General features: G+C 65.7%; 23 protein-coding genes. 8 read left to right on the top strand and 15 right to left on the bottom strand.

The genetic code is table 11. The features are described from left to right. Positions 1–18 precede the first annotated feature (18 nt). From AUL31_RS00410 to AUL31_RS00355, 12 genes are all read right to left on the bottom strand, one after another. Complete coding sequence (locus AUL31_RS00410; RefSeq protein ID WP_060599885.1) at positions 19–2649, bottom strand: hybrid sensor histidine kinase/response regulator; 2631 nt, start codon at positions 2647–2649, stop codon at positions 19–21. Positions 2650–2718: 69 nt separating this feature from the next. Next, the gene (folD, locus tag AUL31_RS00405) at positions 2719–3600 is read right to left on the bottom strand and encodes a bifunctional methylenetetrahydrofolate dehydrogenase/methenyltetrahydrofolate cyclohydrolase FolD (RefSeq protein WP_060600457.1); all 882 of its coding nucleotides are present in this window, start codon (positions 3598–3600) and stop codon (positions 2719–2721) included. 9 nt (positions 3601–3609) lie between these two features. After that, positions 3610–4470 carry a formyltetrahydrofolate deformylase gene (purU, locus tag AUL31_RS00400; protein ID WP_060599883.1) on the bottom strand — a complete coding sequence of 287 codons (861 nt, stop codon included), beginning with the start codon at positions 4468–4470 and terminating at the stop codon, positions 3610–3612. A 73-nt stretch (positions 4471–4543) separates the two neighbouring features. Further along, entirely contained in the window at positions 4544–5731 is a 1188-nt protein-coding gene (gene mmsB / locus AUL31_RS00395; protein ID WP_060599882.1) for a multiple monosaccharide ABC transporter permease, read from the bottom strand. Continuing rightward, positions 5728–7260 (bottom strand): multiple monosaccharide ABC transporter ATP-binding protein, encoded by a 1533-nt coding sequence (gene mmsA / locus AUL31_RS00390; RefSeq protein ID WP_060599881.1) that lies wholly within the window; start codon positions 7258–7260, stop codon positions 5728–5730. Before mmsA ends, mmsB begins: the two co-directional genes overlap by 4 nt. A 67-nt stretch (positions 7261–7327) precedes the next feature. Further along, positions 7328–8389 (bottom strand): multiple monosaccharide ABC transporter substrate-binding protein, encoded by a 1062-nt coding sequence (gene chvE, locus AUL31_RS00385; RefSeq protein ID WP_060599880.1) that lies wholly within the window; start codon positions 8387–8389, stop codon positions 7328–7330. A 138-nt stretch (positions 8390–8527) separates the two neighbouring features. Beyond that, entirely contained in the window at positions 8528–9172 is a 645-nt protein-coding gene (locus tag AUL31_RS00380; protein ID WP_060599879.1) for a 2-dehydro-3-deoxy-6-phosphogalactonate aldolase, read from the bottom strand. Continuing rightward, positions 9169–10080 (bottom strand): 2-dehydro-3-deoxygalactonokinase, encoded by a 912-nt coding sequence (locus AUL31_RS00375; RefSeq protein ID WP_060600455.1) that lies wholly within the window; start codon positions 10078–10080, stop codon positions 9169–9171. Before AUL31_RS00375 ends, AUL31_RS00380 begins: the two co-directional genes overlap by 4 nt. A gap of 11 nt (positions 10081–10091) precedes the next feature. Continuing rightward, positions 10092–10967 (bottom strand): SMP-30/gluconolactonase/LRE family protein, encoded by an 876-nt coding sequence (locus tag AUL31_RS00370; protein WP_060599877.1) that lies wholly within the window; start codon positions 10965–10967, stop codon positions 10092–10094. A gap of 21 nt (positions 10968–10988) precedes the next feature. Then, on the bottom strand, positions 10989–12797 hold the full coding sequence (locus tag AUL31_RS00365) for an IlvD/Edd family dehydratase (protein ID WP_060599875.1): 1809 nt from the start codon (positions 12795–12797) through the stop codon (positions 10989–10991). 31 nt (positions 12798–12828) lie between these two features. Beyond that, positions 12829–13884 (bottom strand): aldose epimerase family protein, encoded by a 1056-nt coding sequence (locus AUL31_RS00360; protein ID WP_060599873.1) that lies wholly within the window; start codon positions 13882–13884, stop codon positions 12829–12831. Next, positions 13881–14819 (bottom strand): Gfo/Idh/MocA family protein, encoded by a 939-nt coding sequence (locus AUL31_RS00355; protein ID WP_060599871.1) that lies wholly within the window; start codon positions 14817–14819, stop codon positions 13881–13883. The genes AUL31_RS00360 and AUL31_RS00355 overlap by 4 nt, the downstream gene beginning before the upstream one ends. 165 nt (positions 14820–14984) lie before the next feature. On the opposite strand from AUL31_RS00355, the gene AUL31_RS00350 reads away from it, so the two are divergent. The 7 genes from AUL31_RS00350 to AUL31_RS00320 all read left to right on the top strand — a co-directional run bounded on the left by AUL31_RS00350 (position 14985) and on the right by AUL31_RS00320 (position 20428). Further along, complete coding sequence (locus AUL31_RS00350) at positions 14985–15743, top strand: FadR/GntR family transcriptional regulator (protein WP_060599868.1); 759 nt, start codon at positions 14985–14987, stop codon at positions 15741–15743. A gap of 113 nt (positions 15744–15856) precedes the next feature. Beyond that, entirely contained in the window at positions 15857–16840 is a 984-nt protein-coding gene (locus AUL31_RS00345) for a tripartite tricarboxylate transporter substrate-binding protein (protein ID WP_060599867.1), read from the top strand. 58 nt (positions 16841–16898) lie between these two features. After that, entirely contained in the window at positions 16899–17369 is a 471-nt protein-coding gene (locus AUL31_RS00340; RefSeq protein ID WP_060600453.1) for a tripartite tricarboxylate transporter TctB family protein, read from the top strand. A gap of 16 nt (positions 17370–17385) precedes the next feature. Then, positions 17386–18891, top strand: a complete 1506-nt coding sequence (locus AUL31_RS00335) for a tripartite tricarboxylate transporter permease (protein WP_060599866.1) — start codon at positions 17386–17388, stop codon at positions 18889–18891. A 55-nt stretch (positions 18892–18946) separates the two neighbouring features. Further along, positions 18947–19765: a pseudouridine synthase gene (locus tag AUL31_RS00330; RefSeq protein WP_060599865.1), complete on the top strand. Its 819-nt coding sequence runs from the start codon at positions 18947–18949 to the stop codon at positions 19763–19765. 40 nt (positions 19766–19805) lie between these two features. Beyond that, entirely contained in the window at positions 19806–20138 is a 333-nt protein-coding gene (locus tag AUL31_RS00325; protein WP_060600452.1) for a PepSY domain-containing protein, read from the top strand. A gap of 110 nt (positions 20139–20248) precedes the next feature. Further along, entirely contained in the window at positions 20249–20428 is a 180-nt protein-coding gene (locus AUL31_RS00320; protein WP_060599864.1) for a DUF1059 domain-containing protein, read from the top strand. A gap of 71 nt (positions 20429–20499) precedes the next feature. Here the strand turns inward: AUL31_RS00320 and AUL31_RS00315 are convergent, their stop codons facing one another. The 3 genes from AUL31_RS00315 to AUL31_RS00305 form a co-directional block, all read right to left on the bottom strand. Next, positions 20500–21759, bottom strand: coding sequence for a CCA tRNA nucleotidyltransferase (locus tag AUL31_RS00315; protein ID WP_060599862.1), 1260 nt, complete (start codon positions 21757–21759; stop codon positions 20500–20502). Beyond that, on the bottom strand, positions 21756–22289 hold the full coding sequence (locus AUL31_RS00310) for a CoA pyrophosphatase (protein ID WP_244489283.1): 534 nt from the start codon (positions 22287–22289) through the stop codon (positions 21756–21758). The genes AUL31_RS00315 and AUL31_RS00310 overlap by 4 nt, the downstream gene beginning before the upstream one ends. Before the next feature lie 101 nt (positions 22290–22390). Further along, a complete protein-coding gene (locus AUL31_RS00305) occupies positions 22391–22933 on the bottom strand; it encodes a DUF1285 domain-containing protein (RefSeq protein WP_060599858.1) in 543 nt (180 codons plus the stop codon). 169 nt (positions 22934–23102) lie between these two features. Here AUL31_RS00305 and AUL31_RS00300 point away from each other — a divergent pair, with 169 nt between their 5' ends. After that, the gene (locus tag AUL31_RS00300) at positions 23103–24113 is read left to right on the top strand and encodes an AAA family ATPase (RefSeq protein WP_060599856.1); all 1011 of its coding nucleotides are present in this window, start codon (positions 23103–23105) and stop codon (positions 24111–24113) included. Positions 24114–24141 lie beyond the last annotated feature (28 nt).

Here is a 24141-nt window from a genome sequence, read left to right as displayed (position 1 = left end):
GTAGCGTACCTGCCGGGATCAGCTATCGGCTGTCGTGCGCTGCGCCGGGCTCGCCTGCGCGGCCACCCCTGCGAATACGCCGGAGATCGCCCTTTCCAGCCCGCGCATGTCGTAGGGCTTGGACAGGATCGTCGTGCGTGCCGGGTCGAAAGCCTCGATGCCGTCCACATGCCGGTCGCCCGTGGCGAAGACGATGCCAAGGTCCGGGCGGAGTTCCAGCGCGCGGCGTGCAAGGTCCGGCCCGGAGATGCCGGGCAGGTTCACGTCCGTCACCAGCACTTTCACCGGCATGGTCTGGAGGGCGGTCGTCGCCTCTTCCGCACTGCCGGCCTCGACGACAAGATGCCCCATCTCCTTCAGGAGTTCGGCCGTGTTCATGCGGATCAGCACGTCGTCTTCGACCAGCATGACCGAAATGCCGACGACATTGGCTTTCTTGCCGTCGCTGTCGGCCGCCGGGGCATCGGCCACGGGCCGCGGCGCCGCGCCCGAATTGGCCTGCGCCTGGTTGGCCAGCACGTGGCGCACCTTCCGCGCCAGCGCCTCGCGCGTATAGGGCTTGGACAGAAGGTTTACCCCGGCATCCAGACGGCCGCCATGCACGATGGAATTTTCGGTGTAGCCCGAGGTGAACAGAACCGCGACGCCCGGTAGGCGCTCCCGCGTCTTGCGGGCCAGCTCCGGGCTTTTCAGGGCGCCGGGCATGACGACGTCGGTAAACAGAAGATCGATCGGGATGCCGCTTTCCACAACGCTCAGCGCGGAAGTCGCGTCCACCGCTTTCAGCACGCGGTAGCCGAGCTCGCCCAGCATCTCCACCACGGTGGCGCGCACCTCTTCGTCGTCCTCCACCACGAGCACGGTTTCCGTGCCGCCGGACACCGGCCCGGTGTCCACCTCGACTTCCACGTCTTCCGCCTCGACGGCGCGCGGCAGGTACAGGCGGATCGTGGTGCCGTGGCCGGGTTCCGAATAGATCTTCACATGGCCGCCCGACTGCTTGACGAACCCGTAGACCATCGACAGGCCGAGGCCCGAGCCTTTGCCTTCGCTCTTGGTGGAGAAGAAGGGCTCGAAGACGCGCTCCATCACCTCCGGCGTCATGCCGCAGCCGGTGTCCGACACCGCCAGCATCACGTACTGGCCGGGCGTCACCTCTTCGTGCAGGCGCGCATAGGCGTCGTCCAGGCTGGCATTGCCGAGTTCGATCGTCAGCCGCCCCTGCCCGTCCATCGCGTCGCGCGCGTTGATCGCAAGGTTCAACAGCGCATTCTCGATCTGCGTCGGGTCGATGAAGGTGTTCCACAGGCCGCCGCCGACCACGGTCTCGATCTCGATCCCTTCGCCGATGGCACGGCGCAGCATATCGTCCATGCCGCGCACGAAGCGCGTCACGTTGACCACCTTGGGCTCCAGCGCCTGCCGCCGTCCGAAGGCCAGAAGCTGTGCCGCCAGCTTCGACCCGCGCGATACGCCCGCCATGGCGTTGGCCACGCGGCGCTCTGCCCGTTCGTTGCCGGCGATATCGCTTGCCAGCAATTGCAGATTGCCGGACACCACCTGCAGCAGATTGTTGAAATCGTGCGCGACGCCGCCGGTCAGCTTGCCGATGCTCTCCATCTTCTGCGCCTGCGCCAGGGCGATCTCGGCCTGACGCCGTTCGGCGATGGCCTCGACGATGCGGGTTTCCAGCGTCTCGTTGAGATGGCGGAGCTGGTCTTCGGCACGCTGGCGATGGCGGATCTGCCGCTCGAGCTGCTCGGCATGCTCGCGCAGGGCGATCTCCTGCCGGTGCTTGTCGGTGACGTCGGTGTGGACGCCCACCCATTCGCGGATGCTGCCATCGTCGCTGAAGCTCGGAACGGCGCGGATGGAGAACCAGCGCCATTCGCCATCCTTGCGGCGTACGCGATGCTGGAACACGAACGTCTTGCGCTCGGCCACCGCCTCGTTCCAGGCGGCGACGCTTGCCGCGCGGTCATCCGGGTGCACGGCTTCGGCCCAGCCGAAGCCTTCGCATTCTTGCTGTGTCTGGCCGGTCAGCGCCTGCCAGCCCGGCTGCGGGCCGGACATGCGCCCCTCCGGGTCGTTGGTCCAGACGATGCCGTCCACAGCGGCCACGGCCGCTTCGAAGCGCCTCGTGCTGTGCATCAGCTCTCGCCGCATCCGGACACGGCCGGTATTCTCGACCACGGTGCACAGCACCCCGCCGACGGTGTCCTCGTCGATATAGATCGGGGTGTAGAAGAGGTCGAAATACACTTCCTCCATCGCACCGCTGCGGTTCAACACCATGAGCTGGTCATGGAAGGCCTGCACTTCGCCCCGCATGCCGGTTTCCAGCACCTGGCGATTGAAGTCCCAGATCTCGGGCCACACCTCGTCCACGCGTCCGCCGAAGGCATGCGGATGGTGGCGCCCTGCAATGGCGATATAGCCGTCATTGTAGATCATCCGGTGCTGCGGGCCCCACATAAGGACCTTCGGCACCGGGGAGTCGATCATCACATCGACCGTGACGCGCAGGTTCGGGCACCAGCTCTCGAGAGAGCCTAGCTCCGTATTATGCCAGTCATGGGCGCGCAGGAGCGCACCCGTGTCACCGCCGCGCGGGGGTTTTGAGCCGAAGGATATGGCCTGGTCGGTCATCTTGGTTCTCGATGCTGGAGCGCAGCCTGTATGGCTGTTTCTGCCCGAAAATCAAAACGAAATCTGCGGTTATCGCATCACATCCGCACGCCGCTCTGCCGCGGTCAATGTATTCTGCAACAGGAAGGCGATCGTCATGGGCCCGACGCCGCCGGGAACCGGCGTTATGGCGCCCGCCACCGCGACCGCTTCGTCGAAGGCGACGTCCCCGACAAGGCGCCCTTTGGCCTGCCCATCGGCCGGCGGCAGCCGGTTGATGCCCACGTCGATCACGGTTGCGCCGGGTTTGATCCAGTCGCCCCTGACCATTCCCGGGCGGCCGACGGCCGCAACCAGGATATCCGCGGTGCGGCACAGTCCGGCGAGGTCCTGTGTCCGCGAATGGGCCATCGTCACCGTTGCGTTGGCATTGAGCAGCAGTTGCGCCACGGGCTTGCCGACAAGATTGGAGCGTCCGATGACCACCGCATTGAGGCCGTCCATGCGCGGGCGCACGGTGCGCGCCAGGTGCATCGCCCCCATCGGCGTGCACGGAACGAGGCCGGGCAATCCGGCGACGAGCCGGCCGGCATTTTCCGGGTGGAGCCCGTCCACGTCCTTGGCCGGGTCGATCGCCAGGATAACCGGCCCCGCATCCAGCGGCGCCGGCAGCGGCAGTTGCACCAGGATGCCGTCCACGGCGTCATCCGCGTTCAGGCGACGCACCAGCGCCAGGAGATCGTCCTGCGCCGTATCGGCGGGCAGGCGATGCTCGAAGCTCTCCATGCCGGCTTCACGCGTCAGCCGCACCTTGGAGGCGACATAGACTTCGCTGGCGGGATCGTTGCCCACCAGCACCACGGCCAGGCCCGGCTTCCGGCCGTGGCGCGCGGAAAAGGCTGCGGCCCTTTCGGCAACCGCCGCGCGGACATTTGCGGCCTCGGCCTTGCCGTCGATCAGTTTCGCCTGCATGGACATTCCTCAATCCCGGAATACGACGGTCTTGGCACCGTTCGGTATGACGCGGCCTTCCAGATGCCAGGCAATCGCCCGCGCCAAAACGCGGCGCTCGATATCGCGTCCCTTGCGGACAAGGTCGTCCGGCGTGTCGTGGTGGGCGATCCGCTCCACGTCCTGCTCGATGATCGGCCCCTCGTCGAGGTCGGCCGTCACGTAGTGCGCCGTCGCGCCGATCAGCTTGACGCCGCGGCGATGCGCCTGGTGGTAGGGGCGTGCGCCCTTGAACCCCGGCAGGAAAGAGTGGTGGATGTTGATGCAGCGGCCGGCCAGTTTCGCGGCGAGCCCGTCCGACAGGATCTGCATGTAGCGCGCCAGCACGACAAGGTCTGCCCCCGTCTGCTGCACGACGCGCCAGACGTCCGCCTCCTGCTCCAGCTTGGTCTGCCGGGTCACCGGCAGATAATGGAACGGGATATCCGCAAGGTCGAGATGGGCGTAGGTCTCGCGCGGGTAGTTGGCGACGATGCCGACGATATCCATGGACAGCTCGCCGATGCGCCAGCGATACAAAAGGTCGGCGAGGCAATGGTCGAAGCGCGACACAAGGATCAGCACCTTCTGGCGCCGCGCCGCGCAATTGAGGCTCCAGTCCATGTCGTGGCGCTGCGCCACAGCGTCGAACGCGCTGCGCAGCGCTTCGCTGTCGCCGCCGGCCTCGACGAAATTGAAGCGCACCCGCATGAAGAAGCGGCCGGTTTCCTCGTCGTCGAACTGATGCGCCTCGCGGATGTCGGCGCCATGCTCGTAGAGATGGCGCGACACCGAGGCCACGATGCCCGGCTTGTTCGGGCACGACAGCGATAGGACGTACTGGTCGGGCATGGCGGCGACTCCATGAAAGGAATGTTGCACCGCCTATAAATCATCCCGGCCCGTGCGCAAACCGCGTTACGCTTCAACGGCGCTGGTTGTAGACATCGATGCAGACGGCCCCCAGCAGCACGATGCCCTTGATGACCTGCTGGTAATCGATGCCGATACCCAGGATGGACATGCCGTTGTTCATGACGCCCATGATGAAGGCGCCGATCACCGCGCCCACCACCTTGCCGACACCGCCATAGGCCGACGCGCCGCCGATGAAGCAGGCGGCGATGACGTCCAGCTCGAAGCCGAGACCGGCCTTCGGCGTCGCCGTGTTCAACCGCGCGGCGAAGATGAGGCCGGCCAGCGCCGCCAGGATACCCATGTTGACGAAGGTCAGGAAGGTCAGACGCTCGGTCATGACGCCCGAAAGCTTCGCCGCCTTCTCGTTGCCGCCGACGGCATAGATCTGCCGGCCGATGGTGGTGCGGTTGGCAAGGAAGGCATAGAGCGCGATCAGCGCCACCATGATGATCAGTACATTGGGAAGCCCGCGCAGCGATGCGAGAAGGTAGGTGAAATAGGTGACGACGGAAAAGAGCACGATGTTCTTCAGGACGAAGAAGCCATAGGGCTCCGTTTCGGTCTGGTGGCGCTGCTGGCGCGCCCTGTTGCGGAAGTTGAGGTAGACCAGCCCCAGCGCCAGCACGGTGCCGAGGATCAGCGATGTCAGCTTCAGGCCCGGCGTCGCGAAGACGTCGGGGATGAAGCCGGACGACAGGCGCTGGAAGGTGGTGGGAAACGGGCCAACCGATGCGCCGCCGAGAACGGCGAGGCTGAGCCCCTTGAACACCAGCATCCCCGCCAGCGTGACAATGAAGGACGGGATGCGCAGGTAGGCGACGAACCAGCCCTGCGCCGCCCCGATGGCGGCGCCGATGGCAAGGCAGATGGCGACGGCCGCGATGGCGGGCACGCCAAGCTTGACCATCAGCACGGCTGCCACCGCGCCGACGAAGCCGGCGACGGAGCCGACCGAAAGGTCGATATGGCCCGATACGATCACCAGAAGCATGCCGAGCGCCATGATGACGATGTAGCTGTTCTGCAGGATCAGGTTGGTCAGGTTCAGCGGCCGCATCAGCGTGCCGTCGGTCATGACCTGAAAGAAGATCATGATCGCCAGCAGCGACAGCAGCATTCCATATTCGCGCAGGTTGTTTTTCAGGAAACCGCTATAGCTGCGCGTTTCCCCGATGGTTGCCGGATTGTCGCTCATTTCAGGGTCTCCTTGCGCATGATGGCGCGCATGATCTTTTCCTGGCTGGCCTCTTCGCGGGTGAAGGCGCCGACGAAGCTGCCCTCGTTCATCACGAGGATGCGGTCGCAGATACCCAGCAGTTCCGGCATCTCGGACGAGATCACGATCACTCCCTTGCCGCTGTCGGCCAGGCTGTTGATGATGGAATAGATTTCATACTTTGCCCCGACGTCGATGCCGCGCGTCGGCTCGTCGAGGATGAGCACTTCCGGCTCCGAGAAGAGCCATTTCGACAGGACAACCTTCTGCTGGTTGCCGCCCGACAGCTTGCCGGTCTCCTGGTACACGCTGGAAGACCGGATACGCATCTTCTGGCGATAGGTATTGGCGACCTGCAGCTCCTGGATGTCGTCCAGCACGCCGCGGCGCGACACGCCGGCAAGATGGGCAAGCGAAATGTTCTTGCGGATATCCTCGTCCAGAAGCAGGCCAAGCTGCTTGCGGTCTTCCGTCACATAGGCAAGCCCGGCACGAATGGCGGCGGGCACGGTGGACAGGTCCACCGGCTTGCCGTGCATGGTGACGGTGCCCCGGATGTTGCGCCCCCACGAGCGGCCGAAGACGCTCATGGCGAATTCCGTGCGCCCTGCCCCCATCAGCCCCGCAATGCCGAGGATTTCGCCGGCGCGCAGGTCGAGGCTGAGGCTCTTCACGGCCTGCCGTCCCGGGTGGAGCGGGTCCTCCACCGACCAGTCGCGGATGGACAGGATTGTCTCGCCGATCTTCGGTTCGCGCTTGGGGAAGCGGCTTTCCAGGTCGCGATCCACCATCTTGCGGATGATCTCGTCTTCCTCGACCGGGCCGGCATGGCAATCCATGGTGGCGACGGTCTTGCCATCGCGCAGCACAGTGATGCGGTCGGCCACCTTGGAGATCTCGTTCAGCTTGTGCGAGATCAGGATCGAGGAGATGCCCTGGCGCCGGAACTCAGTCAGAAGCGCAAGCAGCGCATCGGAATCGGCTTCGTTGAGGCTGGCCGTCGGCTCGTCGAGGATGAGCAGCTTCACTTCCTTCGACAGCGCCTTGGCGATCTCCACCAATTGCTGCTTGCCGACGCCGAGATCGGCGATCTTCGTATCGGGATTCTCCTTCAGGCCAACCTTGCGCAGCAGCTCGCGGGAACGCTCGAAGACGGCCGACCGGTCGATGACGCCCATCCGCGTCGGCGCATTGCCGAGAAATATGTTTTCGGCAATCGACATCAGGGGGATGAGGGCAAGCTCCTGATGGATGATGATGATGCCGAGCGCCTCGGAATCGTTCACCGTGCGGAAGCTGCGCTCCTCGCCCTCGAAAAGGATCTGCCCATCGTAGCTGCCATGCGGATAGACGCCGGACAGCACCTTCATCAAGGTAGACTTGCCGGCGCCGTTTTCGCCGACGACGGCATGGATTTCGGCGGGCTGCACCGCAAGGTTCACTTCGGAAAGGGCCTTGACCCCGGTGAAGGACTTGGAGATGCCCCGCATTTCCAGAATGGCGTTCATGTGCGCCTCCAACGGCCGTGACGATACCGCAGACGAAGGGGCGCCGTCGCCGGCGCCCCATTCGGTCCTACTGGAGTTGGGCTTCGGTGTAGTAGCCGCTGTCGACCAGTATTTCCTTCCAGTTGTCCTTGGTCACCACGACCGGCTTCAACAGGTAGGACGGAACGACCTTGACGCCGTTATTGTAGGTCTCGGTATCGTTGACCTGCGGTTCGGTGCCGTTGATGACAGCATCCACCATGTCGGCCGTCACGCGGGCCAGTTCGCGCGTGTCCTTGAAGATGGTCGAGGTCTGTTCCCCGGCCAGGATCGACTTGATCGACTGCACCTCGGCATCCTGCCCGGTCACGACCGGCATCTTCATGTCGGCCGATCCGTAGCCGACGCCCTTCAGCGAAGACAGGATACCGATCGACAGGCCGTCATAGGGCGACAGCACGGCATCGACGCGCTTGTCGGGGTAGAAGGCGGACAGGATGTTGTCCATGCGGGCCTGCGCCACGGCCGGGTCCCAGCGCAGCGTGGAAACCTGGGCCATTCCCGTCTGGCCCGAGCCGACGACCAGCTTGCCGCTGTCGATATAGGGCTGCAGAACGCTCATGGCGCCGTCATAGAAGAAGTAGGCGTTGTTGTCGTCCGGCGAGCCGCCGAACAGCTCGATGTTGAACGGTCCCGCCTGGTTGGCGAGGTCCAGGCTGTCGACGATGGAAGTGGCCTGCAGGACGCCGACCTGGAAATTGTCGAACGTGGCGTAATAGTCGACATTGGGCGTATCGCGGATCAGCCGGTCGTAGGCGATCGTCTTCACGTCCATGTCGGCGGCCTGCTGCAGCACGTCGGAAAGCGTGGTGCCGTCGATCGACGCGATCACCAGCACCTTGGAGCCCTTCACCACCATGTTCTCGACCTGCGAGAGCTGGTTGGGGATGTCGTCCTCGGCGTATTGCAGGTCGGTCTCGTAACCGCGCTCCTGCAGGGTCTTCGACATGTTGTTGCCGTCGTCGATCCACCGTGCCGACGACTTCGTCGGCATGGCGATGCCGACGAGGCCCTTGTCCTGCGCGCTGGCCGGCAGCACCATCGCCGCCCCGAGGGCAAGCGCGGCGGCCCATTTCACGAAAGTCCTCATTGCGAAATCCTCCCCAGGCAGCCGCACCATGCGGACCGCTAGTCGTTCGGCATGGCTCCCTGCCATGTCAAATCATGCTGCATGGCTCCTCGCCATGCGAAGTCGTTCTGCATGGCTCCCCGCCATGCGGGCCCCGGCCTAGCCGGTGCCGAATACCGCGTCGTAGGCGGTTATGGCCGCCTTGGCCCGAGCCGCCACCTCGGCCGTCGACAGGCCGGGCTTGTAGAGGCTCGAGCCGAGGCCGAACGCCCTGATGCCGTAGCCGGCATAGGCCGAAAAATCGCCTTCCGAAACACCGCCGACCGCCCCCAGGACCGCCTCTTTCGGCAGCACCGCCGAAATCGCCGCGATACCGGCGGGGCCAAGCACGCTGGCCGGAAAGAACTTCAGCGCCACGGCCCCTGCATGCCAGGCTGCCAGGGCTTCGGTGGGCGTAAACACGCCCGGCATCGTCACCATTCCCTGCTCTGCCGCCCGTGCGATGACGGCCGGGTCCACATTGGGGCTGACCATCAGCCGCCCGCCCACATGCGCCAGCCTGTCGACATCCTCGACGCTCAGGACGGTGCCGGCGCCCACATAGTGGGTCTGCGGTGCAAGGCGCACCGCCGCCTCGATGGACCGGAACGGAGCCGGCGAATTCAACGGGATCTCGATGGCCTCGAAGCCGGCTTCCACGAGTGCGTCGACGACCGGCTCCACCTCGTCGATGGTGATGCCGCGCAGGATCGCCACCAGCGAACGTCGGAAGGAAGGCCAGGCAACGCGCTCGGAACCACTCATGACTGTATCTCCTGCAATAGGATATCGGCCGCCCGCGACAGCCCGGCACGCACGCAGCCATCGGCGTCCACCGGTGGCGCATGGGCGATGTCGAGTGCGGCCAGCGCATCCAGATAGGCCTGCGCACCGGGCCCGGCACCCAGCGGAACGACCCCGTCGAGGTCTCCGTACAGCGTCCGCGCACCGGCGATTTCGGCCCCGATCAGCAGCCCCGACAGGCGTGCAAGCCCATCCGCCGCGGGGGTGCCATCGATAAGCCAGCCGGCGCGCACGCCGAAGGCGGCATTGGCCAGCCGCTCGGGCGCCTCGAAGCCCATCCGCACGGCATCGGCGAATACCGGGCCGGATGTCTGCACAAGGGGCGCTTCGCCCACGGCCTGCCGCAGCACCGATGTCGGCGCGCCGCGTAAGTGCGCGAAGATCTCGCCCGTCATGAAGGTGGAAAACCCGGCCAGCAACCCGCCGTCCAGCCGCGCCCATTTGGTATGCGTGCCCGGCATGAGCACCAGCCCGTCATCGCGCCCGAGTCCGAGAAGCTTGGTCTCCTCGCCGCGCATGACATCCGGGGCAGGACGCCGTTGGCAGACACCGGGCAGTATGAAGACGGCGCGGCTGGCCTTCGTGACGCGGGTTGCGCGCCCCGCCACGTCGCTCAACGGCACCGGCGCATCGAGATAGGGCGCTTCAAGCCAGCCGTTGCGTGCACCTACCATGCCGCACAGGATGGCGGGCACGTCGCTGCCGACGCCCAGCGCGGTCGCGTGGGATTCCAGCACGGCATCGAAATCGCCGGCGCTGGTCAGGCCTTCGCCGCTGCGCCGCTCGCCCATGATGCCGTCGTCGGCGCCCACCGCCCAGAGGCGGAAGCTCGTCGTTCCCCAATCCACCAGAAGCTTTCGGACGCCCATCGCCTGCAACCTCACGCGAAGGGATTGGCGGCCGGCCATGGCAGGCCGCGCACACCCGGATCGAACAGGAACGTATTGCCATGGGCCGGTTCCGCGGCCTTCCGCGCATCGCCCATGCCCTGCCAGGCACTGGTGGCCACCATCCTGTCGAGATCGTCGCCGACGAAGCCCGGGCAGGAGATGTTGGTGGCCGGCAGCGACACCCGCTTTATGACGTCGCCGGCCGGGCTGTAGGCCTCTACGCAGGCACCGCCCCAATGGGCCACCCAGATCGCCCCGTCGGCATCCACCACCGCCCCGTCGAGTCCACCTTCGGCCTCATGACGCCGCAGAACGGTGGGCGCGCCCACCGGCAGGCCGGTATCCGGGTTGACGGCCACGCGCATCAGTTCGCCGACATCGCTGTCGACGAAATAGGCCGTGCCGCCATCCGGCGAAAAGCAGATGGCATTGGGTATGGTGATGTCCGCGAAAAGCCGTACCGCGCGTCCGCCGCCATACCAGTAGACGGAGCCGGCGCCTTTTTCGGCGTTGCGGCCCATCGTGCCGATCCACAACGCGCCGCTCTGGTGCACGCGGCCGTCATTGGAGCGATTGCCCGGCTTGTCGGCTTCCAGCGGCAGGAGCGCCTCGAAGGCGCCGTCCGCCGTGCGGACGAACAGTCCCTCGTCGGCGGCGACAAGCTGACGCTCGCCGTCGATCTCGGCGATCACCGAAGCCATGAAGGGAAGGCTGTGGCGGACCGTCTCTCCACTATCCAGCCGATGCTCGAAAAGCACCTTCTCGACGATGTCGAACCAGCAGACGCGCTGCGCCTGCGGCAGCCACGCCACCCCTTCTCCGAGATGGCAATGGACATCCGAGATGATGGTGACGCTCGCTTCCATGGACGGCCTTTCCGGTATGGGTCAGTGGTTGTCGCGCGGCAGCCCCTGGGTCTGCGCGATACGCTGGTAGCGTACGGCAGGCTCCAGCACCGCACCGCTTTCCATCTGGCCGACGATACCGCGCTGGATTTCCTGCCACGGCGTCTGATGGCCGGGGAAATGGAAACCGCCATCGGCGGCCAGCGCCTTGTACCGCTCGGCCAGCTCCGCATCGTCGATCAGGATGTCGGCCGTGCCCTTTTCAAGGTCGATACGCACGCGGTCGCCCGTCTTCAGCACCGCCAGGCCACCCCCCGCCGCCGCCTCGGGAGAGGCGTTCAGGATCGAAGGCGAACCGGACGTGCCCGACTGGCGCCCATCGCCGACGCAGGCAAGAGAGGTGATGCCCCGTTTGATCAGGTAGTCCGGAGCGCGCATGTTCACCACCTCGGCCGCGCCGGGATAGCCGATCGGCCCCGCCCCGCGCATGAACAGCACGGTGTGCTCGTCGATGCCAAGTGCCGGATCGTCGATGCGGTGGTGATAATCTTCCGGTCCGTCGAAGACGACCGCCCGCCCCTCGAAGGCATTCGGGTCGGTGGGGTCCGAAAGGTAGCGTTCGCGGAACTCAGGAGAGATGACGCTGGTCTTCATGATGGCCGAGGAGAACAGATTGCCCTTCAGCACGATGAAGCCGGCCTCCGCCTTCAGCGGCTGGCCGAAGGGGCGGATTACCTTCTCGTCCTCGATGATGGCGCCACGGCAATTGTCGCCGATGGTGCGCCCGTTGACCGTCATCGCATCCTCGTTGATGAGCCCCTGCTCCATCAGCTGATTGACGACCGCCGGCACGCCGCCGGCATGGTAATAATCTTCGCCGAGATACTCGCCGGCCGGCTGCAGGTTCACCAGCAGCGGGATTTCGTGGCCGTATGTCTGCCAGTCGTCGATGGTCAGTTCCACGCCCATGTGCCGCGCCAAGGCGTTCAGGTGGATCGGCGCGTTGGTCGAGCCGCCGATGGCCGAGTTGACCCGGATGGCGTTGATGAAGGCGTCGCGCGTCAGGATGTCGGACGGCTTCATGTCCTCGCGGACCATGTCCACGATGCGCAGGCCGGTGCGGTAGGAAACCTCCTGCCGATCGCGGTAGGGCGCCGGTATGGCCGCCGAGCCGGGAAGCTGCATGCCCAGCGCCTCGGCCAGCGAGTTCATGGTGGAGGCCGTGCCCATCGTGTTGCAGTAGCCCGTCGACGGGGCGGAGGACGCCACCAGCTTGACGAAGCCCTGATAGTCGATCTCGCCCTTCGCCATCAGTTCGCGGGCACGCCAGACGATGGTGCCGGAGCCGGTACGCTCGCCGCGGAACCAGCCGTTCAGCATCGGCCCGACCGACAGCGCTATGGCCGGAATGTTCACCGTCGCCGCCGCCATCAGGCAGGCCGGCGTGGTCTTGTCGCAGCCGATCGTCAGCACCACGCCGTCGAGCGGGTAGCCGTACAGGATCTCGACGAGGCCGAGATAGGCAAGGTTGCGGTCCAGGCCGGCGGTGGGGCGCTTGCCGGTTTCCTGGATGGGGTGCACCGGAAACTCGATGGCGATGCCGCCCGCCTCGCGGATGCCTTCGCGCACGCGCTGCGCCAGCTCGATATGGTGGCGGTTGCAGGGCGACAGGTCCGAGCCGGTCTGCGCGATCCCGATGATCGGCTTGCCGGACTGCAGCTCTTCCTGGCTCAGGCCGAAATTCATGTAGCGCTCCAGATAGAGCGCCGTCATGTCGGCATTCATCGGGTTGTCGAACCAGGCACGCGAGCGCAGCTTGTTCGGGTCGGAGGGCGTCAGTTCCTTGCTCATCTCGTGTCCAGCTTTTCGTTCTTCTGTTCTGTCACTGTACGCCGAAGGCGTAGCGGATCGTATGTCGGTATGTGGCGCCGGCGGGCAGCATCACCCCCGGGAAGCCGGCATGGTTGGGGCTGTCCGGCCAGGATTGCGGCTCCAGGCATAGCCCGGCATTGCGGCCGTAGCGCGCCCCGCCCTTGCCGTGCGCACTGCCGTCCAGAAACTGCCCGGTATAGAATTGCAGGCCCGGGGCATCGGAATAGATCGACAGCGTCCGCCCGCTGGTCGGCGCGTGGAGCTGCGCCAGCAGCCGGGACTCGCCCGTGTCGGAAAAGCAGAAATTATGGTCGTAGCCGCCCGTCAGCGCGATCTGCGGATCGGCAATGTCCATCTTCTCGCCGATCACGCCGCCGCCGTGGAAATCGAAGACGGTGCCCGCGACGTCCACCGGCGCGCCCAGCGGTATCGATGCCTCGTCGATGGGCAGCACCGTTTCGGCGCCGACGCGCAGGACATGACCGAGGATCGTATCGGAGCTCCCCGCGCCGGCAAGGTTGAAGTAGCTGTGTCCGCTCAGGTTGACCGGCGATGGCTGGGACACCGTCGCGGACAGGTCCAGCACCAGTTCGCCGGCGGCCGGTATCGAGTAGCGGGCCCGTGCGGACACCGCGCCGGGGAAGCCGTCGAGGCCATCGCCGAGGTCGAGCGCCAGTTCGACGAAGGGGCCGCCATCCTCGCCGAATTCGGCAAGCGACCAGACATGCGTATCGAATCCGGCCGGTCCGCCATGCAGGCAGTTCTGCCCGTCATTCTGCGGCAGAGCCACGAAGGCGCCGGACGCATCGGCGTAGCCCTTGTGGATGCGGTTGGCGTAGCGCCCCACGACCGCGCCGAAGAAGCGGCGCTCGTCCAGATAGGCGTCGATCGTGTCGCCGCCCAGCACCACATCGTCCAAAGTGCCGTCGCGGCCGGGCGCAAACAGCGATTGCAGCGCCGCGCCGTAGGAGATGACCGCAGCCGACAGGCCTATTCCCTCCAGCACGAAGCGCTCCACCATACGCCCGTCGGGCATAGGCCCGAAATCTTCGCGGCGGACGCTCACGCCGCGTCCTCGAAAGGCTCGACTTCAATTCGCCGCCCCAGCATGAAGGCGTCCGCCACATGGACCAAAGGCGACAGGTCGACCTCGCTTTCGCCCGCTTCGATCAACTCGGCGAAACGTGCGTAGATGCCGGCATATTCGGCATCCTCGTCGGCAAGAAGCGGCTGCCCGTCCAGCGACAGGGTCTTGCCGCCCTCGCCCAGCAACAGCCGCCCTTTATCGGTGTCGACGTCGATATCCCAACTTTGCGGGCCCGTCTGCCGCCAGTCGAGGTCGAAGCGCACAGGAACGCCCGCACCATCGGCGAAGTCCAGCTCCGCCGCGATGGGGGCGGCCCGGTTGGCCGGGAAGGACAGGCTTGCCTGCGTCAGAAAGAAAGGCTGCGGAAGTATGCGCGTCACGATGGACAAGGCATTGATGCCCGGATCGAACACGCCGAGCCCGCCCGGCTCCCATATCCATTGCTGGCCGGGATGCCAGTGGCGCACATCCTCTTTCCACGTCACCTGCACCGAGCGTATCCGTGCGTCCGCAAGAAAGGCGCGGGCCGGCTCCACCGCCGCCGCGAAACGCGAATGCCAGGTCGCGAACAGCGTGACGCCGTTCTGCCGGGCGAGATCGATGAGCGGCCCGATCTCGGCCACGGTTGCGCCGGGCGGTTTCTCCAAGAGCACGTGCCGGCCTGCGGCAAGTGCGGCACGCGCCTGCGCCTGCCGCCCCTGCGGCGGCGTACATAGCGAGACGGCCGCGATATCGGGCGCGTTGCGAAGCATCTCGCCGATGTCGGTGAAATGGCGTAAGGATGGTAGCGACGCGTTCCGGCTGGCCACCCCGGCCAGCTCGAATGCCGGATTGCCCTCTATGGCGGGAATATGCTGGTCGCGCGCGATCTTGCCGAGGCCGACAATGGCGACGCTGATAGGGTGCGCGGGCATTTTTGACCGTTTCCAATCCTTATTACGTGTGACTAATACTCTTGCAGATTCCAGCGTCAAGCCCCAAGGAAGGCGAGAGCCACGCCGCTTTTGCGGCTATAAATAATACAAATCAATGTTATAGTAGCGTCAGCGGGCGCCTTTGCGGTTTGGAGACACCACACAATGAGTCTGTTGCAATCGACCATCGCGGGCCGGTCTCTGCGCACCAGCCATGCCCAGGTCGTCATGGTTCTCGGCCGCGAAATCGTCACCGGCGCCCGGCCCGAGGGCTCCCTCCTGCCGGGCGACGCCGAGCTGAGCGCGCGTTTCGGCGTATCGCGCACCGTCCTGCGTGAAGCGATGAAGACGCTGGCCGCCAAACGGCTCGTCGAGCCCAAGGCCAAGGTGGGAACGCGGGTGCTCAACCGGTCGCAATGGAATTTCTTCGATGCGGACGTTCTGGGCTGGCGCTTCGAGTCTGGCGTCGACGACACGCTGATCGCCGATCTGGCCGAGATGCGGCTGGCGCTCGAGCCCGCCGCCGCCGCCATGGCCGCACGGCGTGCGAGCGCCGAGGAGATCGTTGAACTTTACGAGATCGCCGGCCGGCTGGATAACCCGGCCCACACGCGCGAAAGCATCGCCAAGGTGGATCTGGAATTCCACCTTGCGGTGGCGCGCGTGTCGCGCAATCCGTTCATGCGCTCGATCAGCGCGCTGATAGAAGCCGCGCTGGCGGCTTCCTTCCAGCTATCCTCGCCGGCGTCGAGCACCGAGAAGATCGCCGAATGCGCGGGAAACCACCTGCGCATCGTGCGTGCCATCGCCGCCCGCGACGAGTCAGCCGCCCGGCTTGCCATGGAGAACGTCATCCATGTCGGGGTCGATCGCACGATGACCGCCCTGCACGCGGATATGCCGCTGACGAACGCTCAGTCATAACAATTCCCTATCCCGTGCGTGGACCTCGCTGCTGGACAAGGCGCTGCGATTCGTGATGGATGAACGAATCGTGGCCCTACAGGCCCTGCTGCTCACGCATTCGGGAGGATTGCATGAAACTCAGCCTCGCGGCATTTGCCGTATCCGCCGCGCTCGCCTTCACGGCACCGATGGCCGCCATGGCGCAGACCGACTATCCCACCCAGCCGGTCACGATCATCGTGCCCTTCTCGGCCGGTGGGCCGACGGATACCGTTGCCCGGCTGGTCGCCCAAGTCATGTCGAAGGAACTGGGGCAGCAGGTGCTGATCCAGAATGTCGGCGGGGCCGGCGGCACGCTCGGCGCCGGACAGGTGGCCAATGCATCGAATGACGGCTACACGCTGCTGCTGCACCATATCGGCATGTCCACCGCGCCGACCCTTTACCGCAATCTCGGCTTCGATCCCCTCACCGATTTCACGCCCGTCGGGCTCATCACGTCGGTTCCCATGACGATCGTCGCCCGCAAGGATTTCGAGCCGACCGACATGGCGGGCCTTGTCTCCTACCTCAAGGAAAACGGCGAGGACGTCACCTACGCCAATGCCGGCATCGGCTCGGCATCGCACCTGTGCGGCATGCTGCTGATGGATTCCCTGGAAGTCCAGATGATCACCGTGCCCTACCAGGGCGCCGGCCCGGCGATGACGGACATCGTCGGCGGACAGGTCGACATGATCTGCGACCAGACCACCAATACCACCAACCAGATCAAGGCCGGCGAAGTGAAGGCCTATGCCGTCACCTCGCCCGCGCGCGTCGACTCCCTCCCGGACCTGCCGACGACGGCCGAATCCAACCTGCCGCGCCTGCAGATCGGCGTCTGGCACGGCCTCTATGGCCCGAAGGACATGGACCCCGCCATCGTCGAAAAGCTGGAAGCCGCGCTGCAGACGGCGCTGCAGGACCAGACGGTCATCCAGCGCTTCGCCGAACTCGGCACCGCGCCCGTATCGCAGGATCAGGCGACACCCGCCGCCCTGACCCAGGAACTCACCTCGCAGATCGCCCTGTGGAAACCGATCATCGAGGAAGCCGGCGTCTACGCCGACTGATGTGCGTTCGAAAGCCGGCCGCGGCATACGCGGCCGGCTTTTCCGTTACGGGGGAAACATGACGGACATTACACGCTCTCGAGCCTGGCGCGACGTTTTCGCAGGTCTCATCTTCATCGCCATCGCCGCCGGCTTCGCGGTCGAGGCGATGAACTACCAGATGGGGACGGCGCTGCGCATGGGGCCCGGCTTCATGCCGCTGTTCCTGGCCTGTCTTCTGGCCGGGTTCGGCATTCTGATCGCGGTGCAGGGCTTCGGCCGGCATCAGGAAGTCCAGGCAGAGCCCATCGCCTGGCGGGGCATCTTCCTGGTCTGCCTGTCGCTGGCGATCTTCGGCTATGCCGCACGCTCGCTCGGTCTGGTGCCCATCGTGGCGCTGTGCACCTTCCTGTCCGCGATGGCCTCGCGGAACAACAACATCGTATCGGCGCTCATCATGGCCGCCTGCATGTCGGCGCTCTGCTACCTGATCTTCAAGGTCGGACTCGGCATCACCCTGCCCACCTTCGGGCCGGCCCTCTCGTTCTGACGCGCGGAGACGATTCATGGACCTTATCGCGAATCTGGCGCTCGGCTTCGAAACGGCGCTCACGCCCATCAACATCTTCTGGTGCTTCATTGGCGTGCTCCTCGGCACCCTGGTCGGCGTGCTGCCCGGCATCGGGCCCACGGCAACCATCGCCATGCTCTTGCCGATCACCTTCACCTTCTCGCCGGTCACGGCGCTCATCATGCTGTCGGGCATCTATTACGGCGCGCAGTACGGCGGCTCCACCACGGCCATCCTGATCAACCTGCCGGGCGAAAGCTCGTCTGCTGTCACAGCCATCGACGGCTACCAGATGGCCAAGAAAGGCAGGGCGGGCGCGGCGCTCGCCACGGCGGCGCTCGGCTCCTTCTTCGCCGGCTCCGTGGCGACGCTGCTACTGGCCATCGCCGCGCCGCCGCTGGCGCGCATCGCGCTCAATTTCGGCGCGCCGGAATATTTCGCGCTCATCGTACTCGGCTTGCTGGTGTCCATCTCGCTCGCCCACGGCTCCGTCACCAAGGCGCTCGGGATGATCATCCTGGGCCTGCTTCTGGGCACGGTCGGGCAGGACATCTACACCGGCACGCCGCGCTTCACCTTCGGCTTCCTGGAGCTTTATCAAGGCCTCAACTTCGTCTCGGTGGCGGTCGGCGTGTTCGGCGTCGCGGAAATCTTCCGCAACCTCGAAAACGAGCGCAGCCGCGAGGTCATGGTCAAGAAGGTCACCAGCCTCTGGCTGACGAAAGACGAGTTCAAGCGCATCATCGCGCCCGTCATACGCGGCACGGTGCTGGGCTCGCTTCTCGGCGTCCTGCCGGGCGGCGGACACGTCCTGTCTTCCTTTGCCTCCTATTCGGCCGAAAAGAACCTGTCGAAGCACAAGGAAGAGTTCGGCCACGGCGCCATCGAGGGTGTCGCCGGGCCCGAAAGCGCCAACAATGCAGCGGCGCAGACCTCCTTCATCCCGCTGCTGACGCTCGGCATTCCGGCCCATCCGGTGATGGCGCTCATCGTCGGCGCGTTCATCCTGCAGGGCATCACCCCCGGTCCGAACGTCATCAACTCGCAGCCGGCATTGTTCTGGGGCATCATCGCCTCGATGTGGATCGGCAACATCCTCCTCGTCATCCTCAACCTGCCGCTCATCGGCCTGTGGGTGAAGATGCTGACCATCCCCTACCGGGTCCTGTTTCCGGCCATTGTGCTGTTCGCCTCCATCGGCTGCTATTCGATCAACAACAACCCGTTCGACGTCTATGCCATCATTCTGTTCGGCGTCCTCGGTTACGTGCTGATCCGGCTGGGCTGCGAGCCGGCGCCGCTGCTGCTGGGCTTCGTGCTCGGCCCACTCCTGGAAGAGCATCTGCGCCGGGCCATGATCATCTCGCGCGGCGATCCGATGATCTTCCTGGAGCGGCCCATCTCCGCAACGCTGCTGGCGATCGGCCTTGCCTGCGTGATCTTCGCGGTGCTGCCCTCGATCCGCAACAAGCGCAAGGAAGTCTTCGTCGAGGACGATTGATACGCAGACGCGGGGCCGCTATCACGGCCCCGCGTCATAGTTTCAGGGCCATGCGATGCGCAAATCGGACAAACCGGCACGTTCCGGCGCTTCGGCGCATCGTCCGCCAAAGCCCGGCGGCGTCAGCCTGAACCGCGTCTTTTCCAAGCTCGGCATCGCCTCACGCGGGGCGGCGGACGACTTCATCCGGGCGGGGCGCGTCTCCGTCGACGGCAGGATCGTGCAGCAGCCGGATATGCGCATCGACATGGACAGGGCGAAAATTCTGCTCGACGGCCAGCCGGTTGCCGCCCAGGCGCCCATCTACCTCATGGTCAACAAGCCGCGCGGACTGGTAACCACCCTGTCCGATCCGGAAGGCCGTGACACGATCTATCGTTGCCTGGACGGCCTTGGCCTGCCGCATGTCTCGCCCGTCGGCCGGCTCGACAAGGCCAGCGAAGGCCTGATCCTCATGACCAACGACACGCGGTTTTCGCAATGGCTGCTCGATCCCGGGACAGGCCCGGAGAAGACCTATCATGTCCAGGTCGATCGGCTGCCGGACGCCGGCCTGTGCCAGCGCCTTTCAGAAGGCATCGTCGACAAGGGCGAGTTGCTGCGCGCCACGGGTGCAAGGCTTCTACGAAGCGGCACCCGCAACGCCTGGCTGGAGATCGTGCTGGACGAAGGACGCAACCGGCATATACGCCGGCTTCTGGCCGCGCTGGACATGGAAGTCCTTCGGCTGGTGCGCGTGGCAATCGGGCCCCTGGCGCTGGGCGATCTTCCCAAGGGCACGGCGCGCCCTCTGACGCCGGAGGAGTTGTCGACGCTCACGAGCGGCAATTCGTCCCACCTGCCGCAGGAACCAGCAAAACGGGCATTTGGTTAACACTCCGATCAAAAACATGGCATCGATCGGAGGATTTGAGATGCTCAAGACACTTCTAGCAGCCGCACTCGTTGCCGGCGCCGTTGGCGGAGCCGCACTGCCTGCCCAGGCACAGGGTATCATGATCGGCCCCGACGGGGTCCGGGTCGTCAACCCCAACGAAAGCGAAGGCCGCCAGCGCGACCGCGACATGCCGCGCGGAGAGATCAGCGAGCGGGAAGCCGTCCGCATCGCCCGTGGCGAAGGCCTCCGTGAGGTCGACGATGTCAGCCGCACACGGTCCGCCTATCGGGTGGAAGGCATCGACAGACGTGGCGACGACATTCGGGTCGATGTCGACCGGCGCGACGGATCGGTGATCGCTGTCCGCTAAAGAGCGGCGGCCCTTAGCCTGAAAAGATTAAATTTCGGAGAACACCTTCAACTTCCGATTGACTTTCACGAAATATATCAAACATTAATGTCAGTCGATGGGAGGCCCAGATGTACGAACTCAACTGTGCAGGTGTCATACCCGGATGTAATCGCGTCATACGGGCTGAGAGCCAGGCGGAAGTGATCCGCCGGGCGGTGGTGCAAGCCAAGCAGCTCGGCGTCGACACGATCACGCCAATCATGATGGACGCTTTCCGCACGAACGTGCACGAAATGCCCGTCCACTGATCGGCCTGGAGCTTCGGCTCAAGGTCCACGGACCCAGATGAAAGTCGAAACGGGCCCTCGCGGCCCGTTTTTTATTGATCGGCCCCCTCTCCGCGCGGGGCCTCCTGCCTCAGATCCCGCAGAAGGGTTTCGCGGTCGGCCGTCAGGCCGCTGTCCAGCCATCGTTGACGCAGCCGCGCCAGCGCCTGCCCCACGGCCTTGCCGGCCGGCACGCCGGCGGCCTGCACATCGTCGCCATCGATCGGAAACTCTGCCGGCTCGAAGGTTTCCAACGCATGTAGCAATCGCAGCCGTGCGGCCGCGACGTCCCCGGAGGGCTCCCGGCTTGCCACCGCGATGTCCAGGCGCAGCCGGTCGGCCAGCGCCCGCCGGTCGCCGTCCTGCAGCGTCGCCCGCCAGGTGCCGTCCGGCATATCGGCCGCCACCGTGGCGGTCATCGCGAAGGCCTGAAGGCGCTTGCGCTCCGCATTGGACAGGCGCAGCCGCCGCGCCATCTCGGTTACGCGGGCGCCGTCCGGCGGTATCATGGCCATCAGCCGCAGCATCGGGTCGGCATCCCAGACATTGTCGCGCTCGGCCTGCACCAGCGGGTGGATCGTATCGATGCCCCACTTTTCCGTTTCCGGCAGCACGGCCGTCAGCACGCCGGCCTGCCGCATCCACAGCAAAGCGCGGGATGGATCGGGCGCCGACAGGAGCTTCTTCATCTCACCCCAGACACGCTCCGCCGATAGGGTCTTCAGCCCGTCACGCAACCGCGCGGTTGCGCGCAAGGCCTCGGCATCCGGCCGGCCCTTGCCGTACCAGGCGAAAAACCGGAAAAACCGCAGGCTGCGCAGATAATCTTCCCGGATCCGCAGTTCCGCGTCGCCGATGAAGCGCAGCGATTGGGCTTCCAGGTCGGCAAGGCCGCCGACGTAATCGTAGACCTTACCGTCCGCATCCGCGTAGAGCGCGTTTATGGTGAAGTCCCGCCGCTCGGCATCGACCTTCCAGTCGCGTCCGAAGGCAACCTTGGCGTGGCGGCCGTCGCTTTCGGTATCGCGGCGCAGCGTCGTCACCTCGAAGGCGCGCCCGCCCTGGACCAGGGTCACGGTGCCATGGTCGACGCCTGTCGGCACCGCCTTGAAGCCGGCCTCCGCGCCAAGGCGCATCGTCTCGCGCGGGAGCGTCGTGGTGGCGATGTCGACATCCGTGATCGGATATCCGAGATAGTGGTTTCGGATCGCGCCCCCCACCACGCGGGCCTCCTCCTCTCCCTGCCCAAGAGCACGCAACAGGGTCTGGACGGCAACATCCTGCAGCCAGGCGGCGTCGGTCAGGCTCGTCATGCATAGTACCTTTCATAGAGCGACCGGAGGATACCCGCCGTCACGCCCCAAATGTATCGATCCCCGAAGGGCATGGTGTAGAAGGTGCGCGCCACCCCGCGCCACTCGCGGCTTTCCAGCCGATGGTTGGCGGCATCCATCAGGAATGCCAGCGGCACCTCGAAGGCGTCGTCCACCTCATCCGGATTGAGCTTCAGGCCGAAGCCCGGCCTGACGATGGAAAGCACCGGTACGATGCGATAACCGGTACTGGACAGATAGGACGGCAGGCGGCCGAGCGTTTCCACATGATCCGCCGTCAGCCCGATCTCTTCCTCGGCTTCGCGCAGCGCCGCGGCCTCGGCGGATTGATCACCCGGGTCCACCGCGCCGCCCGGAAAGGCGATCTGCCCCGAATGCTTCCGCAAGGCGGCCGAGCGCGTCGTCAAAAGGATGCTCGCCTCTTCCGCCCGTGCGACAATCGGCACCAGGACGGCGGCTTCACGCGTGGCGGCAGCGCCGATCATCGCTTCGGTCCCGGGGTTCAGCACGTGATCTCCCTGAAGGGATGGCGCATCGCCGGTCGCACCACGGGCGGCCACACGCCGACGGAAATCATCGGCGGTCAAAGGGTGGCATTGCGCTGCGCCTCTCACGCTGCCGCCGGCGCAGGCTGGAAACGGACACCGCCCGACATCAGATAGGGGCCTGTCTCGTCCTCTTGCAGCATCCCCGCCAGCTCGAACGCCACCGGCCGCGTCAACCGCGCTTCCAGCCGGCCGCGCACGGTGACATAGGGAACGAAGCCGTCCGCCCCAGCGCCGAAGCGGATCGGATGCGCGTTTCCGGCGCGCACGACGTCGCCCATATTGGTGCGGAACGTCAGGACCGGGCCCCCATCGGCGTCTTCGACCGCCATTTCCACCGCCAGGAAAGGCGCGTCCTCGACCGTTATGCGCAGGCGCTCGGCAGGGGTGACCAGATAGGTCTCGCCATCCGCGTCCTTGCGCAAGACGGTCGAGAACAGGCGCACCAGCTCCGGCCGGCCGATCACCGTGCCTTCATGGACCCAGCTTCCATCGGCGCGGATCACGATGTCGATATCGCCGCAATGCGCCGGATGCCACCGCTCGACGGGCGCCGGCGAGGCGTCCGCCCGCTCTGCGCGGGCCATCAGCGCCGCAAGTCCTGCCATCGCTCCTGAACCGTCGTCGCCCACTCCGCCTCCTCGATCATGCCAGTTCGGCCCCGTCTTATTTTGGCCGGGCTTGCCCGTCACCACATAGTTCCGAAGCGCCGGGCTTGCCAGATGGCGCGCAGCCCGTTTTCATGGGCTGGTCGACCCCCGCAACGGAGACTGTCCGATGACCCTTCTGGAGCCGCAGAACCCCGTTGCCGACATGAAGGCGGTCGAGGCCATGGCCGAATCGGCGCTTGCCGACATCGCCGGCATCCGCGCCTCGGTCGGGCGGGCGATCTTCGGCCAGGAGCAGGTGGTCGAGCAGACATTGGTGGCGATCCTGGCGGGGGGCCACGCGCTGCTGGTCGGCGTTCCGGGCCTTGCCAAGACGAAGCTGGTCGAAACACTGGGCGTCGCGCTAGGCCTCGACGGCAAGCGAATCCAGTTCACGCCCGATCTGATGCCGTCCGACATCGTCGGCTCCGAAGTGCTGGATCAGGACGATATGGGGCGCCGCAGCTTCCGCTTCATTCGCGGGCCGGTCTTTGCCCAGTTGCTGATGGCCGACGAAATCAACCGTGCCAGCCCCCGCACGCAATCGGCGCTGCTGCAGGCCATGCAGGAATATCACGTCACCGTTGCGGGCGAGCGGCACGACCTGCCCTCTCCGTTCCACGTGCTTGCCACCCAGAACCCGCTGGAGCAGGAAGGCACCTATCCGCTGCCGGAAGCCCAGTTGGACCGGTTCCTGATGCAGGTGGACGTGCTGTATCCCGACCTTGCCGCCGAGCGGCGGATTCTTCTGGCCACAACGGGCGTCAGCGAAGACAGGGCCGAGCCGGTGATCGCCGCCGAGCGCCTGCGCGAAATCCAGAGGCTGGTGCGCCAGATGCCGGTGCCGGAAAGCGTCGTCGAGGCCATCCTGTCGCTGGTGCGCTCCGCGCGCCCCGGCCACGGAAGCGCCGAAGCCGACTCGCATATCGCCTGGGGCCCCGGCCCCCGCGCCAGCCAGGCACTGATGACCTGCGTGCGCGCCCGTGCGCTGTACGAAGGCCGCTTCGCACCCTCGATCGACGATGTGCGGGCGCTGGCCGAGCCCATCCTGCAGCATCGCATGGCGCTGAACTTCGCCGCCCGCGCCGAAGGGATGGGCGTCAAGGACGTCATCGTGGCGCTCAAGCGCAGCATCGCCTGATCGGGCGTCCCGCAACCGTTTCGAAAGG

Source organism: Aureimonas altamirensis (assembly GCF_001463885.1).
In the GTDB taxonomy this organism is placed as follows: domain Bacteria; phylum Pseudomonadota; class Alphaproteobacteria; order Rhizobiales; family Rhizobiaceae; genus Aureimonas; species Aureimonas altamirensis.
This window is presented reverse-complemented; position numbering and strand designations above follow the sequence as displayed.